The sequence below is a fragment of the Ruegeria sp. HKCCA4008 genome, assembly GCF_013033125.1.
In the GTDB taxonomy this organism is placed as follows: domain Bacteria; phylum Pseudomonadota; class Alphaproteobacteria; order Rhodobacterales; family Rhodobacteraceae; genus Ruegeria.
On record NZ_WQDM01000001.1, the window covers coordinates 739,822 to 757,000 of the forward strand.

Here is a 17,179-nt window from a genome sequence, read left to right on the forward strand (position 1 = left end):
GGATGAAACGGCTTCGGATACTCTTGACCATATTCGTAACGTTGTGGGCAGGAGTTGCTGCTGCTGCTTGCAGATCGGATCGTGTCACACTCAGAAATGACAGTGCGACGGTGCAATTTAACGTGGAAGTCGCCGTCACTCCTCAAGAGCGATCCCGCGGTTTGATGTTTCGCGAATCGTTGCCGGCTCGATCCGGTATGCTGTTCGTCTTTGATCCGCCTCAACCCGTTGCTTTCTGGATGAAGAACACACTGATCCCGCTCGATATGGTTTTTCTCGATCGCACCGGTTTGGTGACGCGTGTGCATGAAGGGGCGATTCCGGGTGATCTTACGCCGATTGAAGGGGGCGATTCCGTATATGCGGTGCTTGAAATCAATGCAGGATTGTCCGCGCGCTACTCCATCGGGCCCGGGACACAGATGAAGCACGAAATTTTTTCGCAAGGACCTGCAATTTGGCCCTGTTAGGGCTTTTCAAATCAGATCGGCGTCGTTAGGAAGGCGCACGGTCCGGGGCGTGGCGCAGTCTGGTAGCGCACCTGTTTTGGGTACAGGGGGTCGTAGGTTCGAATCCTGCCGCCCCGACCACTTCCATCAAGCTAATTCGGCGAGCCACCCATTGTCTGGTAGAGCTCGCTGATGGCTTGATTCAAAACCTTACTTTCGACCGGAACTTCAACTGCCGCACCGGTTTTTTGCGGGACGTGGAAGAAAACACGCGCATCCACGCGATACCCTGCGTTTGTTTTTGTTGACGTAAGTCGCATGACGCTTTGGGGCAGTTCCTGCGGATGTCCGTCGTAGTTCAGAATCAGAAAAGCTGTCGCCTTCGGGGGCAGGAACTCACTGCATTCAAAAACTTCGTTCCCGGTTTTTTTGAAAGACTCGCCAGGGCCCGAGCAACTGGTTTCAAAAGTATCGAACAGCCGTTTCGGGAAGGATTCAAACTGAGCGCTGCGTGACGGGATGGGCACATCTTGTGGTGCGCATGCAACGATGCAGGCCATGGCCGGGAAAAAATGAAACAACTTCATTCGCTTGAACTCCCTCGCTCTTGGGTAAACCGTTCGGCACATGGCGCAGGTCTGTTTGCCCGGACGGTATTGATTCCCTTTCAAGGTAACCAGCATGCCATTGGTTGATCAAATCCAGATAACTATGCTGGTAAAAACGGGAATTCATTTTGAGAGCGCAAAACGTCGGCGGAAATTCGCCGTGGATGAAGCTGTGGAGGAATCGCAGCCGGCACGCAGAAGGCCTCATGCAGCCATCAGGTCAATAAAAAAGATTTGGAAAATGACCGAAAAAGGGCGTTGACCTACTATGGGAACATACGTCAAATTGTATGAGCCAACGAGATTGCCACAACATCTGGTGTATATTCCGGAAAAGGCAGCGGGCGAGGGTCGGATAAGCACAAACGATTAACGTGCGGCCGCATTAGCGGCATTGCGCTGTCCAAGGCAGCGAACAGTACCTTTTTGCACGCTTCTCAGGGCGTTGTGGGCGACACCCTGCAACACAAGATTTGGTGTCGGGAATCTGAAATTGAGCTGAATAAACCAGGGCTGCGGACATGAAGATTGAAAGAAAATTCACCAAACCGGATCAGGACGCCTATGCGGAACTGAATTTTGTGTCCGCAACATCTGAAATCCGAAATCCGGACGGTACAATTGTCTTTCGTCTTGATGACATCGAAGTCCCCTCCAGCTGGTCGCAGGTCGCAAGCGATGTGATTGCGCAGAAATACTTCCGCAAGGCGGGGGTGCCCACCAAGCTCAAGAAAGTGAAGGAAAAAGATGTTCCTGAATTTCTGTGGCGATCGGTTCCCGCGGAAGGCGCAGAGTTCGAAGGAGAAACATCGTCTAAGCAAGTGTTCGACCGTCTGGCTGGCGCCTGGGCCTATTGGGGCTGGAAGGGCGGCTATTTCTCGACCGAGGAGGACGCGCGCGCCTATTTCGACGAGATGCGCTATATGCTGGCGACCCAGCGTGCGGCGCCGAACTCACCGCAGTGGTTCAACACCGGCCTGCACTGGGCTTATGGAATCGATGGCCCGGCGCAGGGGCACCACTATGTCGATTACAAGACCGGCAAGCTGACCAAGTCGAAATCGGCCTATGAACATCCTCAGCCGCACGCGTGCTTCATCCAGTCGGTCGATGATGATCTGGTGAACGAAGGCGGCATCATGGACCTGTGGGTGCGCGAGGCGCGCCTGTTCAAATACGGGAGCGGCACAGGCACCAACTTCAGCCATCTACGTGCAGAAGGCGAGGCGCTGTCGGGCGGCGGCAAATCCTCGGGCCTCATGGGCTTTCTCAAGATCGGCGACCGCGCCGCTGGCGCGATCAAATCAGGCGGAACAACCCGTCGGGCAGCAAAGATGGTGATCGTCGATGCGGATCACCCGGACATCGAGCAATTCATCGAATGGAAGGTGATCGAAGAACAGAAGGTGGCCTCGATCGTTGCCGGATCGAAGATGCACGAGAAGATGCTGAACGGCATTTTCGAGGCCATCCGGTCTTGGGATGGATCTGCCGATGACGCCTATGATCCGAACAAGAACGACGCGCTGAAAAAGGCGGTTCGTGAAGCGAAAAAAGTCGCAATACCAGAAACTTACATCAAGCGTGTCTTGGATTATGCCAAGCAGGGCCACGACAGCATCGAGTTCCCGACCTATGATACAGACTGGGATTCAGAGGCGTACAGCTCGGTTTCGGGACAGAACTCGAACAATTCCATCCGTGTGACCAATGCGTTCCTGACCGCGGTGGAGAAAGACGCCGATTGGGAATTGATTAATCGGACTGACGGCAAGGTCGCCAAAACCGTGAAGGCGCGGGATCTGTGGGAAAAGGTCGGCCATGCCGCGTGGGCCTGTGCCGATCCGGGCATCCAGTTCCATGATACGGTAAACGAGTGGCACACATGCCCCGAAGATGGTGAGATCCGCGGCTCGAACCCGTGCTCGGAATACATGTTCCTGGATGACACGGCCTGTAACCTGGCTTCGATGAACCTGCTGACCTTCCTCAAGGATGGTGAGTTCCAGGCAGCGGATTACATGCATGCCTCGCGCCTGTGGACCCTGACGCTGGAAATCTCGGTGACGATGGCGCAGTTTCCGTCGAAGGAAATCGCGCAGCTGTCTTATGACTTCCGCACACTGGGCCTGGGTTATGCCAATATCGGCGGTCTGCTGATGAACATGGGCTATAGCTATGACTCGGATGAGGGGCGGGCGATCTGCGGTGCGCTGACCGCGATCATGACCGGCGTGGCCTATGCGACATCGGCTGAAATTGCCGGAGAGCTTGGCCCGTTCAAAGGCTATGAGCGCAACGCCGAGCATATGCTGCGTGTCATCCGCAACCACCGCCGCGCGGCGCAGGGCGTGACCGAGGGGTACGAGAAACTGGCCGTCAAACCGGTGCCGCTGGATCACGGCAACTGCCCGGACAAGCGCCTGGTCGATCTGGCCATGTCCGCCTGGGATGAGGCGCTGAGCCTTGGTGAGAAAAATGGCTATCGCAACGCGCAGGCCACCGTGATCGCGCCCACCGGCACCATCGGTCTTGTGATGGATTGCGACACCACCGGGATCGAGCCTGACTTTGCGCTGGTGAAGTTCAAGAAGCTTGCGGGCGGCGGTTACTTCAAGATCATCAACCGCTCGGTGCCGTCGGCGCTGGAAAAGCTGGGCTATTCCTCATCTCAGATCGAAGAGATCGTGGGTTATGCGGTTGGTCACGGCACCATCGGCAACGCGCCGGGGATCAACCACACCTCGCTGACCGGCCACGGCTTTGGCCCCAATGAACTGGCCAAAGTGGACGCCGCGCTGGAAAGCGCCTTCGACATCCGGTTCGTCTTCAACCAGTGGACACTGGGCGAGGATTTCTGCACCGGTGTTCTGGGCATCCCGGCGACCAAGCTGAATGACCCGACATTCGACCTGCTGCGTCATCTTGGTTTTTCCCGTGCGGATATCGAGGCGGCCAACGATCACGTCTGCGGAACCATGACGCTGGAAGGTGCGCCGCACCTGAAGGAAGAGCATTATTCGATCTTTGATTGCGCCAACCCGTGCGGAAAAAAAGGCAAGCGTTTCCTTGGAGTTGAAAGCCATATCACCATGATGGCGGCGGCGCAGAGCTTCATCTCGGGTGCGATCTCGAAAACGATCAACATGCCGAATGACGCGACCATCGAGGATTGCCAGAAGGCCTATGAACTCAGCTGGTCGCTGGGTGTGAAGGCCAACGCGCTCTATCGTGACGGCTCGAAACTGTCGCAACCGCTGGCGGCGGCGCTGGTCGAGGATGACGACGAGGCGGCAGAGGTGCTGGAAAGCGGCTCGGCGCAGGAAAAGGCCGTCGTTCTGGCCGAGAAGGTGATCGAGAAGGTTGTGGTCAAGGAAATCATCCGCAGCCATCGTGAAAAACTGCCGCATCGCCGCAAGGGCTATACCCAGAAGGCAATCGTTGGTGGCCACAAGGTCTATCTGCGCACCGGTGAGTTCGAAGACGGCCAGCTGGGCGAGATTTTCATCGACATGCACAAGGAAGGCGCCGGCTTCCGTGCGATGATGAACAACTTTGCCATCGCCGTGTCGGTTGGTCTGCAATACGGTGTGCCGCTGGAAGAATTCGTGGACGCCTTCACCTTCACCAAGTTCGAACCCGCGGGGATGGTGCAGGGCAACGACTCGATCAAGAACGCAACGTCGATCCTGGATTATATCTTCCGCGAATTGGCCGTGTCCTATCTGGATCGTACCGATCTGGCCCACGTGAAACCCGAAGGCGCAACCTTCGATGATCTGGGTCGGGGCGAGGACGAGGGTGTCTCGAATGTATCGGAAATCAGCGATACAGCCGCGTCCAAGTCGTTGGAAGTACTGAAACAAATCAGCTCCACTGGCTATCTGCGCAAGCGCTTGCCGCAAGATCTGGCTGTGTTCAACGCGGGTCAGGTCGAGGTGAACGGCATGGCTGAACCGGCGGCTTCCTTCGAAGCACCGGCAGCCGAAACGGCGGTGGCCACCGGCATGGACGCCCGCACAAAGGCCAAGATGCAGGGGTACGAGGGCGATCCCTGCGGCGAATGCGGAAACTACACGCTGGTGCGCAACGGCACCTGCATGAAATGCAACACCTGTGGCGCGACAAGCGGGTGTAGCTAAGAAATTGAAGGTTGGGGACCGGTGTTGGAGCACCGATCCCCGGCTGATCTCGCAATCGGTTTGCACGCTGCGAGATAAACCAAATCCGGCCCTAGTAGGGTCGACAAATTAAAGGAAGACAGATCGGTATTTGGGGATCAATAGCGTGCTTGGAAATACAGAGTTGTCCCGAGACTTACTAACAAGAAATCGCGACCGCCTGTGAATAAGGAGCCTGCGAAATGGCAAAGAATACTGGAGATGGATACCGCCGAGGTGCTGTGACTGGTCGTACTCAGTTTCAGCGTGATGATGGAAACTGGCAAAAGCGTGACGAGCGCACTGGCCAATTTATGCCCGTCAAGGATGATGGCAAACCCTACAAGGGAATCGCCAAAGAACCTGATGGGCGAGATACCCCCAACGCTTAGTTGGGTAGGATTAGCGCCCCGGCACCCCGGGGCGTAGGGGTCGGACGCTGCCCTAGGTAACCGACCCCGACGAATTCGGAGAAAGGACACAAGACTTACCAGATGTCCTTTCTTCACTCGGCCGACATGCCCGTGTTGGCCGGGAACAGGGTGGGGCGGAATATTTGCTCCCTCCCACTCTTTCACGGAACGGGTGCGCTCGTTCCATGCGACGTCCAGGCCGCAGGCAAATAAACACCGGGCGGTCAACGAAATGAGCCTGGATGGCGAAACTGACAGGGGGCTTCGGCCCCCTTTCTTTTTTGCGCCTGATTGCCCGGACAAGCGCGGTCTTGCCGGATCGGGCCATACTTGTCGGGCAAGTTCTGCCGAAACGGGTCTGGCAAGGTTTTGCCCGGCGGTGTGTCGCAACACCGACTCGGGCAAACACGCAAAGATTGGCGCGACTTCCCGGAAATCACGCAAAACGGGTGACGCCTGCGGCTGTTCCGGTGTTTCTGGGGCCTGTCCGGACGAAGACATAATCAACTTATCCAGGAGGCACGAAAATGAAACCGCAGTACTTGATTGGGATTTCCATTGCTGCACTGACCTTGCCGGGAGTGCTCTCGGCGCAGTCCTCAACCGACGCCAATGGCGATGGCGTTCTGACCATCGAAGAAATTCAGGCCGTGTTGCCCGACGTTGACGCCGATACATTTTCGGCTATGGACGCAAATGGCGACGGGGCGCTGGATGCTGATGAGGTGGCCGTTGCACAAGAGGCAGGTTTGCTTCCACCCAGCAACGGGTAAACAAGAAAGGGCGGCCCGATGCTCATCGGGCCGCTTTCTTTAGATGCTATAACGGTAAGTGAATGTTGAACTTTTCCCGAATCTCAGCATCCAGAAGCGGGTCGAACCGGGCCGCCGACGGGGTGGACAGGATCTCATTCTTTCGGGCCACTGCCTTTTCAACCAGATCCGGCTTGCCAAGCTCCACCCATTCCTTGGGGGACGAGCGGTCACCAAAGGTCGGATAGACATAGTCGGCCTGCATCCGGCTGAGGGTCGCATCGGTGCCCAGATAATGGCCGGGGCCGCCCATGCATACGGATGCGATCTGATCCAGTGCCAGGGTTTCATCGGTCACTTCGATCCCGCGCACACAGCGCTGTGCCTGACCGATCAGGTCGTCGCTGAGGATGAGACTTTCAAAGCAGAATCCCAGCAGCGAGGCGTGCATGCCAGCGGCTTCATATACCATGTTCAGACCGGACAGCCCGGCCATCACGTTCGAGCACATCTGTTCCCACCCGGCCTGCATGTCGGGCAGCTTCGAATCTGATGCACCGGCCGCCGCGCCCCCCGGCAAATCGTAGAAGCGGTGCATCTGGGCGCAGCCTGCCGTCAGCAGGGCTTGTTCGCCGGAACCGATGGACATTGCGCCGGTCCGCAGATCAAGACCAAAGGGCCAGGTGCCGAAAACTGCGGGCGCGCCGGGACTTACGGCGTTTACATAAACCAATCCCGCAAGGCATTCCGCCGTGGCCTGCGCAATTGCTCCGGCGATGGTTGATGGTGCGGTGGCGCCGGCCATCCCGGCTGACAGCAACAGAACCGGCATTCCGGCCTTGATGCATTCCTCCATCACTTCGCAGCTTTCAGTGGCGAATTTCATCGGTGGGACGACGAAGCAGTTCGAGTTCGACACGAATGGTCGCTCGCGATATTTGTCTTCGCCGCCCGCGATCATGTAGATCATCTCCATCGCGGGGGCGACGTGGCTGGGTTCCGTAAAGGATGTGCCGACGTGTTTGAATGTTCCTGAACAGCTGGCGTAGATCGTGTTCAGGTCCATTTCCAGGTTGTCCGCAATGTCGCGACAGACCATGGGACGCTGAACAAAGTGAATATTGTCAAGCTGTTGGCAGATACGTGCGGCATCGTGCAAATCCTGAACGGTTGAATCGCGATACTCGCGACCATGCACGTCGACCATGGAAACGGCTGCACCAGCCGTGCCGTAATGTACTTTTGTACCTGTAAGGTCCAGATCGGTTTTTCCGTCACGGCTGTACAAAGTGACATTGCGGTTCGCCTTTGCGATCGTGTCTTCGACAAGCGCACGGGGAAAGCGGATGCGGCCATCGTCGCCCAAAATGCAGCCTGCACCAACCAGATAGTCGATCCCGCTTTGCGGCGCGTCCGCCAGACCAATGGTTTCCAATGCGATCAGGGCGGCCTCGTGGATACGTTCGATCTGTGCCTGGGTCAGGACATTCAGGACACCGCCCTCCATACCGGGGCGCACGGGACGCAGATGTTCAGGCAATGCGGTTGCACGGGCAGCGCGACGCGCAGCGCGACCGCCGCTGCGCGATGTGTTGCGGGATTGGTCGTTCATTTCTTTTTCCGATCTGTGAGAGATGTTTGGGGAACTGGCAAATGGCCGCTTACGGCCGTCCTCTCGCTGCACGCCCCCGGTCCGCACCAATGGTGCGGCTGATCAGGCTGATTTTCCAGTCGTGGTCAGTCATTCCGCCTCTCAACGTTTGGCGCAAGAGTTCCAAAACACGGCGACGCAATCTGTTCTGTTTGCGACCTCAACGAAATTAACTTCAGCAAATGTTTACCCAACGGTCCACTGACGGAATTCTGAGGCAGATTTTCTCCCGCGGTGACAGAAATCTGTTATACTGCATTCACTTACTCTTGAGCTTTGCGTGCAAGGAATTGAACTCTGACAAAAGCGATCCCAGTTGAATTCAAAGCTAGACATGATCTGAATCCCGAGTGAAATCGCGTTGAAACAGACTTTTGAACTTTTTTCTGCCCTGATTGTCGTGGCCCTGACGGCCAGCGCCAGCCCGGTTTTGGCAGAGGATTGGACAGGGGGGTACGTTGGGCTCAGCTTTGGGTACGCGGATGCGGATGGACCGGGTGGATCAAGCGGGGACGACACCGCCTTTGGTGCGCATGTAGGCTATGATCAGGATTTCGGGGCTTTCGTTCTGGGCGGTGAACTTGAATACAACCGCCTTTCCCTGAACCTCAGCCAGTCTCAGGGCAGTCTGGACAGCATGACCCGATTGAAACTGCGTGGCGGTTACGATTTCGGCAGCGCGCTGGGGTATGTCGTCGTTGGTGCGGCACGGGCCGAAACATCCGTCGACAGCGATACCGCCGCTGTTTACGGGATCGGCATCGCTTATCCGATTGGCGAAAACTTTGTCATCAGCGGTGAGGCGCTGCGGCAAGATTTCGATGATGTCACCCGATCCACCGGTGGTCTGGATTCCAACGTCTTCAACCTGCGTACAACGTTCCGTTTCTGACAACGGGCTTACTCAGCTGCGTGCTGCCTCGCAAGTTGCGACGCAAATTTGCACAGCGTTTTCAGTGCAACCGCAAAACGTTCATCCGCTACGGTCATGGCCACCCGTATGTGCCCGGCAGCGGCCTTGCCGAAGCTTTCGCCGGGCATGACGGCAATTTTGTGTGCGTCCAGCAGCGCGTTGGCAAACGCGTCCCCCGACATCCCGGTCGCGCGGATATCCAGCATCAGATACATGGCGCCCTGCGCAGGGACGAGGCCGACGATGTTTTGCGAGGCCAGAATATCCATAGCCAAGGAACGGCGGCGGCGGAACGGAGCAGCGATTTTTTCTTCAAGTTCAACACCCGCGGTCAGCGCAAAACTCGACGCGTCCTGTACGAACCCGGGAACGCCGTAGGTGGTGTGAGTCGCCAGATTGATCAGATGGGCGATGACCTCCTGTGGGCCGACGACCCATCCACATCGTGACCCGGTCATGGCGTGGGACTTGGACATGGATCCAACCACAAGCGTTCGCTCTGCCATGTCGGGCAGCGCACGCGGAGAAAGATGTTCACCGTCCCAGACCTGCGTGTCGTATACCTCATCCGAGATCAGCCAGAGATCGCGCCGTTTGCACACGTCAGCGACCGCCTCCAGCGATTGACGGGAATAAACCACGCCGGTCGGATTGTTCGGCGTGTTGATCAACAGCGAAACCGCGCCTTCAGCAGCGGCATCGATCCGCTCGGCTTGGGGCTGGAAAGCGTCATCGGCCGGGGTTTGAACCGCACGGGCCACGGCGCCAACACCCCGAATCGTGCCGGGATAGGTGGCGTAGTACGGGTCGAGGTACAATCCGACATCACCGGGATCGCAAACAGCCATATGTCCGGCGAACAGGGCGGCTTGCCCGCCGGGGGTGATCAGGACGTTGTTCCGAGAGGTCGGAACGCCAGTGCGGGTCTGAACCCGTGCGGCGACCGTGTCGCGCAGCAGGTCCGTGCCGGGCACCATCGCGTAACCTGTATGACCGTTGCGGGCCGACAGTTCCATCGCCCGAAGAATCGAAGGGTCGGTTCGGGTGTCATGTTCACCGATCGTCAGTTCGGTTACGGCTTGTCCTTCGCTTTGCATCCGGCGCGCGCGGTAGAACACGTCCCAGCCATCGCTGCCGCCGCCGGTGATCTGCGTGATGCGTTCAGACAATCTCATGAAATCGCCCCTGGTTGCTTTGCGCTGAATGGGGCAGAGCAGTGGCCGTTTGTCAATCAGCTTCGCGGCGCCAGCGTCGCCTGAAGCTTTTTTGTCAGCGATGCGCGTACGAGGTCATAGGAAACCGTCAAACGATGGCGCAGCTCCTCGGTCTCGGCATCAAACGGCAGGCGGACCCAGCTGCGGTGAAAATAGGGGGCTTTCACCGCGACACCGGCATCAATTAGCATCTGAGCCGTCTCCGCATCAGGTGTTTTGACGGAAACACCTTCATTTGCAATTCCGATACAGGCAAACATCTTGCCGCCTACTTTCCACGCGTCATGACCGCCGCCCCACGGGTCCGACAGCTCGGCCCCGGGAAATTCCTTGCAGATGGAATTGATGACGTCTCGATCCATGACGGGCACTCTGCCGGACCGGGTGAGCAAACTCAACGCTTGGCTTGGCGGGGTTCCCGTGCTAACCGAGGGGCATGAACCCGGTGACCTGCATCATTATCTGCTGCATTACCTGCTGATTTATCAAGCGGGCCGGTTTCTTTCGTTTTCATCCCTGAGACAAGTTGCTAAGCCCGCGCCAACGCGCAAGCCTTTGCTGTTTTCTAGGAGCCCGACCGATGACGACGATCAAGCTGCACAACACGCGGACGCGGACGAAGGAAGATTTCGTACCGATCGACCCTGACAACGTGCGGATGTATGTCTGTGGTCCGACGGTCTATGACCGCGCCCATCTGGGCAATGCCCGCCCGGTGGTCGTGTTCGACGTTCTTTATCGTCTGTTGCGCCATGTCTATGGCGCAGAACACGTGACCTATGTGCGCAACTTCACCGACGTGGACGACAAGATCAACGCCACGGCGCTGGCCCGCAAACAGGCGGGCGCGGAAGGCACGCTGGAGCAATTGGTGCAGGAACGATCTGATGAGACCATCGGCTGGTACCTGCATGATATGGGCGCTTTGGGCACGTTGGAGCCGAACGAGATGCCGCGCGCGACCCAGTTCATCGCGCAGATGATCGCGATGATCGAAGACCTGATCGCTAAGGGTCATGCCTATGCCGCCGAAGGCCATGTTCTGTTCGCGGTGGATAGCTGGAAAGAAAGCTACGGCAAGCTGTCGGGGCGCTCGGTGGATGACATGATCGCCGGCGCGCGGGTCGAGGTGGCGCCCTACAAGAAGAACCCGATGGATTTCGTTCTGTGGAAACCCTCGACCGACGAGCTGCCGGGCTGGGACAGCCCATGGGGGCGGGGACGTCCGGGCTGGCACATCGAATGCTCGGCCATGAGCTATGAGTTGCTGGGCGAGAGTTTTGATATCCATGGTGGCGGCAACGACCTGATGTTCCCGCACCATGAGAACGAGATCGCCCAGAGCAAATGCGCACACCCGCACGGTGAATTCGCGCGGGTCTGGCTGCACAACGAGATGTTGCAGGTCGAAGGCAAGAAGATGTCCAAATCGCTGGGCAATTTCTTTACCGTGCATGATCTGCTGGAGCAGGGCGTTCCGGGCGAAGTGATCCGCTTTGTCTTTTTGCAGACGCATTATCGCAAGCCGATGGACTGGACTGAGAAAAAAGCCCGTGAGGCGGAGCGAACCTTGCGCAAATTCTACGCGCAGGCCGCGCAAGGGGTTGGTTATGGCGAGCCGCATCCTCAAATCGTTAACTTTTTGGCCGACGACCTGAACACAGCCGGTGCTATCGCCGAACTCCACCAGTTATCCATCGCTGACGATGTCGTGGGGTTGAGACATTCTCTGCAATTTTTGGGCTTGTTGGGCAAAGATGTCCCGTCGTGGGCTGACACGGGGTCCGTAGACTTGAGTGCGCATGCAGATCGCTTGGCGAAGGCGCGCGTATCTGCAATGGAAAACAAGGATTTCTCGGAGGTCGACCGCCTCAAGGCGGCGTATGTTGCGGCAGGGCTTGAGGTTCGAATGAGCAAGGAAGGTGTTGAACTGGTGCCGGGCGCCGGTTTTGATGCCGCCAAGCTGGAGGAGGTCTGATGACCAGAGAACGCCTCTATCTTTACGACACGACGCTGCGTGACGGGCAGCAGACTCAGGGTGTGCAGTTTTCGACCGCTGAAAAAGTGCAGATCGCACAGGCGCTGGACGCATTGGGGGTGGATTACATCGAAGGCGGCTGGCCCGGAGCGAACCCGACCGATAGCGCGTTTTTCGAGGCGGCGCAAAAGACCGCGGCCCGGTTGACGGCCTTTGGCATGACCAAACGGGCAGGGCGCTCGGCCGAGAATGACGATGTGCTGGCTGCGGTGATGAATGCGGGTACGCAGGCCGTCTGTCTGGTTGGCAAGTCGCACGATTATCACGTGACCCATGCGCTTGGCATTTCGCTTGAAGAGAACACGGAAAACGTTCGTGCTTCGGTGGCGCATATCGTGGCGCAAGGGCGCGAGGCGTTGTTCGATGCCGAACATTTCTTTGACGGGTACAAGGACAACGCCGAGTACGCGACGGAAGTTTGCCGGGCCGCGCTGGAAGCGGGCGCGCGATGGGTTGTGCTGTGTGACACCAACGGTGGTGCATTGCCGTCCGAGGTCGGGCGGATCGTGTCCGAAGTGATCGCGGCCGGTCTGCCGGGTGAACGGTTGGGAATCCACACCCATAACGATACCGAGAACGCAGTGGCCTGTTCTCTGGCAGCGGTCGAAGCAGGTGCACGGCAAATTCAGGGAACGCTGAATGGTCTGGGGGAACGCTGCGGCAACGCAAACCTGACGGCGCTGATCCCGACATTGCTGCTGAAAGAACCCTATGCGTCGCAGTTCGAAACCGGCGTCAGCCTTGATGCGCTGGCCGGGCTGACCCGCATCAGCCGCATGTTGGACGATGTCCTGAACCGGGTTCCCAGCAAGCAGGCGGCGTATGTGGGCGCGTCGGCTTTTGCGCACAAGGCGGGGTTGCACGCCAGCGCGATCCTGAAGGACCCATCGACTTACGAACATGTGGACCCGGCGAGCATAGGCAATGAACGTATCATTCCGATGTCGAACCAGGCGGGTCAGTCGAACCTGCGCAAACGCCTGACCGAGGCGGGGCTGAGCGTCAAAGCCGGTGATCCCGCATTGGGCCGCATCCTTGAACGGATCAAGGATCGTGAAACGGTTGGGTATTCCTACGACACCGCGCAGGCCAGTTTCGAACTGTTGGCGCGGGATGAACTGGGGCAACTGCCTGAGTTCTTCGAGGTCAAGCGCTACAAGGTCACTGTCGAGCGTCGGAAGAACAAATACAACAAGATGGTCAGCTTGTCCGAAGCTGTCGTTGTGGTCAAAGTGGACGGTGAAAAGAAACTGTCGGTCAGCGAGTCCATGGACGACTCCGGAAACGACAGGGGGCCTGTGAACGCGCTGGCCAAGGCGTTGGCTAAGGACTTGGGCCAATATTCGCAGGTCCTGTCAGACATGCGCCTTGTCGACTTCAAGGTCCGTATCACCCAGGGCGGGACCGAAGCGGTGACCCGCGTCATCATCGACAGCGAAGACGGCCAAGGGCGGCGCTGGTCGACGGTGGGTGTCAGTGCGAACATAGTCGATGCGTCCTTTGAGGCGCTGCTGGATGCGATCCAGTGGAAACTGGTCCGTGATTGCGATCCGCAAAAGGCAGCGGCCGAGTGAGTGTGACCTTCGACGATGATGTCAAAGCCTGCGCCGCGCTGGTACAGCGTGCGGATCCCGACCGGTTCCGCGCGACGATGGCCGCTCCGGTCGCGGCCCGCGTGGTTTTGTTTCCGATCTATGCGTTGAATGTCGAAGTCGCCCGCGCGCCATGGGTGACGCAAGAGGCCATGATTGCCGAAATGCGGCTGCAATGGTGGCGCGACGCGTTGCGGGAGATTGCAGAAGGGGCCGCGGTGCGGCGGCACGAGGTGGTGACGCCTCTGTCGCGGGTCCTGTCGCCGCATCTGGCAGGCGTTCTGGATGAATTTGTTGCCGTAAGGCGTTGGGATATATACCGGGATCCGTTCGAGGATCAGGAACATTTTGACGCCTATATCCACCACAGTTCCGGATCTCTTTTCGTCGCCTCTGCGCAGGCGCTGGGTGTGGCGGATGAAAGCGTTTTGCGCGATTTCGGGTACGGGGTCGGTGTGGCAAATTGGTTCCGCGCCATTCCCGAACTGGAAAAGCGGGGTCGCGTACCTTTGCTGGATGGTACGACGGGCGGCGTTCAACAATTGGCCCAATCCGCTTTGGACCGATTGCGCAAGGCGCGATCAAACCGGGGCGACATCGCACCAGAGTCGCGTCCCGCGCTGTATGCAGGTTGGTTGGCGGAACGGGTGCTGAAGCAGGCCATCGCCCAACCCGAGCGGGTGGCGGCCGGAACGCTTGAACCAGGCGAAATGCGACAGCGACTGTCCCTGATGTGGACCGTCGGCAGCGGGCGCTGGTGATCAGACCCTTTCGGGATCGGCCGGGCGCAGAACCAGCCACAGCAATGCGCCACCTGCCAGTGTCAGCAAGGGGATCATGGCCAGGTTGACGGCGTTCCACCCCTCGATCGCGGATCCGCCCGAGCAGTTCATCAACCCGCCCGAGGCCAGCGATGCCAATGTCACACCGCCAAACACCAACAGGTCGTTGAGGCCCTGCATCCGACCACGCTCTTGCGGTTCATGCGACGCGGCCAGCATCGTGGTCGCGCCGATGAAGCCGAAATTCCAACCAATGCCCAGAAGAACAAGGGCGACAAAAAAGTTCCCCAATTCAACGCCTTGCAGCGCAACCACCCCTGATGCGGCAAGTATGGCCAGGCCCAGAGCGACGATCTTTTCAACGCCAAACCGGGCGATCAAGTGCCCGGTGAAGAAGCTGGGGACATACATTGCCAGCACGTGACTTGTCACGATATCCGCCGCGTCATTCGCAGAAAATCCACATCCTACGACCGCAAGCGGCGTCGAGGTCATGACCAGATTCATCAACGCATAAGACACCATGGCACAGATGATTGCGACGGCGATGCGGGGTGTCTTCAACAACTCGATCCGTGATCGCCCCTTGGGTTCATCGGCCGAAGGTTTCGCAGGTGTCGGAATGTCGAGAAAGAAGAACAGCGCCGAGCCCAGAACGTTGATGCCGATTACGGCCATATATGTTCCCAGAAAAGGGATGACATATGCTTCAGACGTAAGCTTCACGATCTGAGGCCCGATGATGGCGGCTGCCAGCCCGCCGGCCATCACGTATGAAATCGCTTTTGGGCGGTAGTCGTCTGACGCGGTGTCTGCTGCCGCAAAGCGATAGAACCCGTGTGCGCTCATGTAGATGCCGGTCAGCAGGCTGCCGACAAGAAAAATGGGGAACGAGCCCAGAAACAGACCATAGGCCCCGATCAACCCGCCCAGTGCACCGGCGGTTGCCCCGACAAGGAACCCCACGCGACGGCCCCATTTTTGCATGATGGCCGAGATCGGCGTGGCTGCCAGCATCGATCCCAGAACGATCAGGGATATCGGCAGTGTCGCCAGGCAGGGGTTCGAGGCCAGCGACTGACCTGCAAGCCCGCCGACAATGAACATCATCGGCATCTGCGCGCCCAGGATGGCTTGGGCAGCCACCAGCACGGCCACATTGCGTTTGGCCTGCCGGTCGTCCGGAAGGGTTGAAATCATGGTCATGGGCGAATGGTTATCGGCTAAGTGTTTGCGGCACAAGCGGGTTGCATCTGCGTCACATGCGCCTAACCTGCCCGAAACAACAGAGCAGGGAGGCCGCATGCCCGCAGGCCGCATCATCGAAACATCGGACTGTGTGGCGGAAGGGGCCGAATGGCTGGCCCAAACCTGTCCGCGCATGGCGTATGCGATGGATCAGACCGGCCCCTTGCCGCTGCGCCGCCGCCCCGATGGGTTTGCGCAATTATTGAGTGCAATCGTCAGTCAGCAAGTCAGTGTGGCTTCGGCCAATGCGATCTGGAATCGGCTTCAGAACGCAAGGTTGACCGGTCCGCGCAAGATCCTGTGGGCAACGGATGATGATCTGCGGGCAGTTGGGCTGAGCCGACAGAAGATCCGATATGCGCGGGCACTGGCCGAGGCACGTATCGACTATAAGGCACTGCGCGATGCAACTGACGCCGATGTCGTCGCCATATTGACGCAAGTTCCGGGTATCGGTGTCTGGACCGCCGAAATCTATGCGATGTTCTCACTGGGTCGCGCAGATGTCATCGCACCCGGTGATCTGGCCCTGCAAGAGGCGGCGCGCATCCTCTATGACTTGCCTGAACGTCCAACGGACAAGGAGCTGCGCAAAATGGCCGAGGCCTGGTCGCCCTGGCGTTCGGTTGCGGCACGGGTGCTGTGGGCCTATTACCGGGTTGCAAAACAAAGAGAAGGGATCAGATGACACGGGTTTTGAATGCGCTCCGGAAAGAGCCTGTTTCGGGCGACACGCGCTCGGTCGTGGTGTTCGTGCATGGCTATGGCGCAAACGGTGCCGATCTGCTGGGATTGGCCGATCCGCTGGGTGAACACCTGCCTGACACGTTGTTCGTGGCCCCCGACGCCCCCGAGCAGATCCCCGGAATGCCCAACGGGTATCAGTGGTTTCCGATTCCGTGGATCGATGGATCTTCCGAAGAAGAAGCCCGCCGGGGCATGGAGATGGCTGTCGAGGACTTCAACGCCTTTTTGGACGCGCTGATGGTGGACGAAGATGTTCTGCCCGAACAGGTTGTGCTGTTTGGCTTCAGCCAGGGCACCATGATGAGCCTGCACGTTGCGCCGCGACGGGAAGACCCCGTGGCCGGGATCGTAGCCTTTTCAGGCCGTTTGCTGGAACCCGATCTGCTGGTGGATGAAACCGTCAGCCGGATGCCTGTCTTGCTGGTGCATGGCGACGCTGATGACGTCGTTCCCCCACAGTCCCTGCCGGGAGCGGCCGAAGCCTTGCAGGCTGCGGGTTTCAAAGAGGTCTATGCCCATGTCATGAAAGGCACCGGGCACGGTATCGCCCCGGATGGGCTGAGCGTTGCGCTGGCCTTCATGCGCGACAAGCTGAGCCTTTAGTCTTTGGAA

Annotated in this window: 15 protein-coding genes and 1 tRNA gene; 11 read left to right on the forward strand and 5 right to left on the reverse strand. The window is 58.4% G+C overall.

The features are described 5' to 3' along the window. The first annotated feature begins 2 nt into the window (after positions 1-2). Entirely contained in the window at positions 3-470 is a 468-nt protein-coding gene (locus tag GOW60_RS03700; RefSeq protein ID WP_152458086.1) for a DUF192 domain-containing protein, read from the forward strand. 43 nt (positions 471-513) lie between these two features. Next, a tRNA-Pro gene (locus GOW60_RS03705) sits at positions 514-590 on the forward strand. 11 nt (positions 591-601) lie between these two features. Here GOW60_RS03705 and GOW60_RS03710 read toward each other — a convergent pair. Continuing rightward, positions 602-1,132 carry a hypothetical protein gene (locus GOW60_RS03710; RefSeq protein ID WP_254443822.1) on the reverse strand — a complete coding sequence of 177 codons (531 nt, stop codon included), beginning with the start codon at positions 1,130-1,132 and terminating at the stop codon, positions 602-604. A gap of 446 nt (positions 1,133-1,578) precedes the next feature. On the opposite strand from GOW60_RS03710, the gene GOW60_RS03715 reads away from it, so the two are divergent. From GOW60_RS03715 to GOW60_RS03725, 3 genes are all read left to right on the forward strand, one after another. Next, on the forward strand, positions 1,579-5,199 hold the full coding sequence (locus tag GOW60_RS03715; RefSeq protein WP_171228265.1) for a vitamin B12-dependent ribonucleotide reductase: 3,621 nt from the start codon (positions 1,579-1,581) through the stop codon (positions 5,197-5,199). 221 nt (positions 5,200-5,420) lie between these two features. Continuing rightward, the gene (locus GOW60_RS03720) at positions 5,421-5,609 is read left to right on the forward strand and encodes a hypothetical protein (RefSeq protein ID WP_152458084.1); all 189 of its coding nucleotides are present in this window, start codon (positions 5,421-5,423) and stop codon (positions 5,607-5,609) included. Positions 5,610-6,157: 548 nt separating this feature from the next. Further along, positions 6,158-6,403, forward strand: a complete 246-nt coding sequence (locus GOW60_RS03725) for a hypothetical protein (protein ID WP_117868858.1) — start codon at positions 6,158-6,160, stop codon at positions 6,401-6,403. Between the two features lie 46 nt (positions 6,404-6,449). Here GOW60_RS03725 and GOW60_RS03730 read toward each other — a convergent pair whose 3' ends face one another. Further along, entirely contained in the window at positions 6,450-7,994 is a 1,545-nt protein-coding gene (locus GOW60_RS03730; RefSeq protein WP_171228266.1) for a trimethylamine methyltransferase family protein, read from the reverse strand. 400 nt (positions 7,995-8,394) lie between these two features. Between GOW60_RS03730 and GOW60_RS03735 the strand changes: the two genes are divergently transcribed. Beyond that, a complete protein-coding gene (locus tag GOW60_RS03735) occupies positions 8,395-8,925 on the forward strand; it encodes an outer membrane protein (RefSeq protein ID WP_171167979.1) in 531 nt (176 codons plus the stop codon). 8 nt (positions 8,926-8,933) lie between these two features. On the opposite strand, the gene GOW60_RS03740 is transcribed toward GOW60_RS03735, so the two are convergent. Both GOW60_RS03740 and GOW60_RS03745 read right to left on the reverse strand, forming a co-directional pair. Continuing rightward, positions 8,934-10,121: a pyridoxal phosphate-dependent aminotransferase gene (locus tag GOW60_RS03740; protein ID WP_171228267.1), complete on the reverse strand. Its 1,188-nt coding sequence runs from the start codon at positions 10,119-10,121 to the stop codon at positions 8,934-8,936. A gap of 56 nt (positions 10,122-10,177) precedes the next feature. Continuing rightward, the gene (locus GOW60_RS03745; protein WP_171228268.1) at positions 10,178-10,522 is read right to left on the reverse strand and encodes an MmcQ/YjbR family DNA-binding protein; all 345 of its coding nucleotides are present in this window, start codon (positions 10,520-10,522) and stop codon (positions 10,178-10,180) included. 218 nt (positions 10,523-10,740) lie between these two features. On the opposite strand from GOW60_RS03745, the gene cysS reads away from it, so the two are divergent. From cysS to GOW60_RS03760, 3 genes are read left to right on the forward strand one after another with little or no spacing between them, the layout of a single operon-like run. Next, a complete protein-coding gene (gene cysS / locus GOW60_RS03750) occupies positions 10,741-12,138 on the forward strand; it encodes a cysteine--tRNA ligase (protein ID WP_171228269.1) in 1,398 nt (465 codons plus the stop codon). Continuing rightward, positions 12,138-13,772: a citramalate synthase gene (gene cimA, locus GOW60_RS03755; RefSeq protein WP_171228270.1), complete on the forward strand. Its 1,635-nt coding sequence runs from the start codon at positions 12,138-12,140 to the stop codon at positions 13,770-13,772. Before cysS ends, cimA begins: the two co-directional genes overlap by 1 nt. 2 nt (positions 13,773-13,774) lie before the next feature. Then, the gene (locus tag GOW60_RS03760; protein WP_171228271.1) at positions 13,775-14,551 is read left to right on the forward strand and encodes a squalene/phytoene synthase family protein; all 777 of its coding nucleotides are present in this window, start codon (positions 13,775-13,777) and stop codon (positions 14,549-14,551) included. On the opposite strand, the gene GOW60_RS03765 is transcribed toward GOW60_RS03760, so the two are convergent. Continuing rightward, positions 14,552-15,778: an MFS transporter gene (locus GOW60_RS03765; RefSeq protein ID WP_171228272.1), complete on the reverse strand. Its 1,227-nt coding sequence runs from the start codon at positions 15,776-15,778 to the stop codon at positions 14,552-14,554. 97 nt (positions 15,779-15,875) lie between these two features. On the opposite strand from GOW60_RS03765, the gene GOW60_RS03770 reads away from it, so the two are divergent. Together GOW60_RS03770 and GOW60_RS03775 are read left to right on the forward strand one after the other, a co-directional pair. Continuing rightward, on the forward strand, positions 15,876-16,508 hold the full coding sequence (locus tag GOW60_RS03770) for a DNA-3-methyladenine glycosylase (protein ID WP_171228273.1): 633 nt from the start codon (positions 15,876-15,878) through the stop codon (positions 16,506-16,508). Continuing rightward, positions 16,505-17,170, forward strand: a complete 666-nt coding sequence (locus tag GOW60_RS03775) for an alpha/beta hydrolase (RefSeq protein WP_171228274.1) — start codon at positions 16,505-16,507, stop codon at positions 17,168-17,170. The genes GOW60_RS03770 and GOW60_RS03775 overlap by 4 nt, the downstream gene beginning before the upstream one ends. Positions 17,171-17,179: the final 9 nt, after the last annotated feature.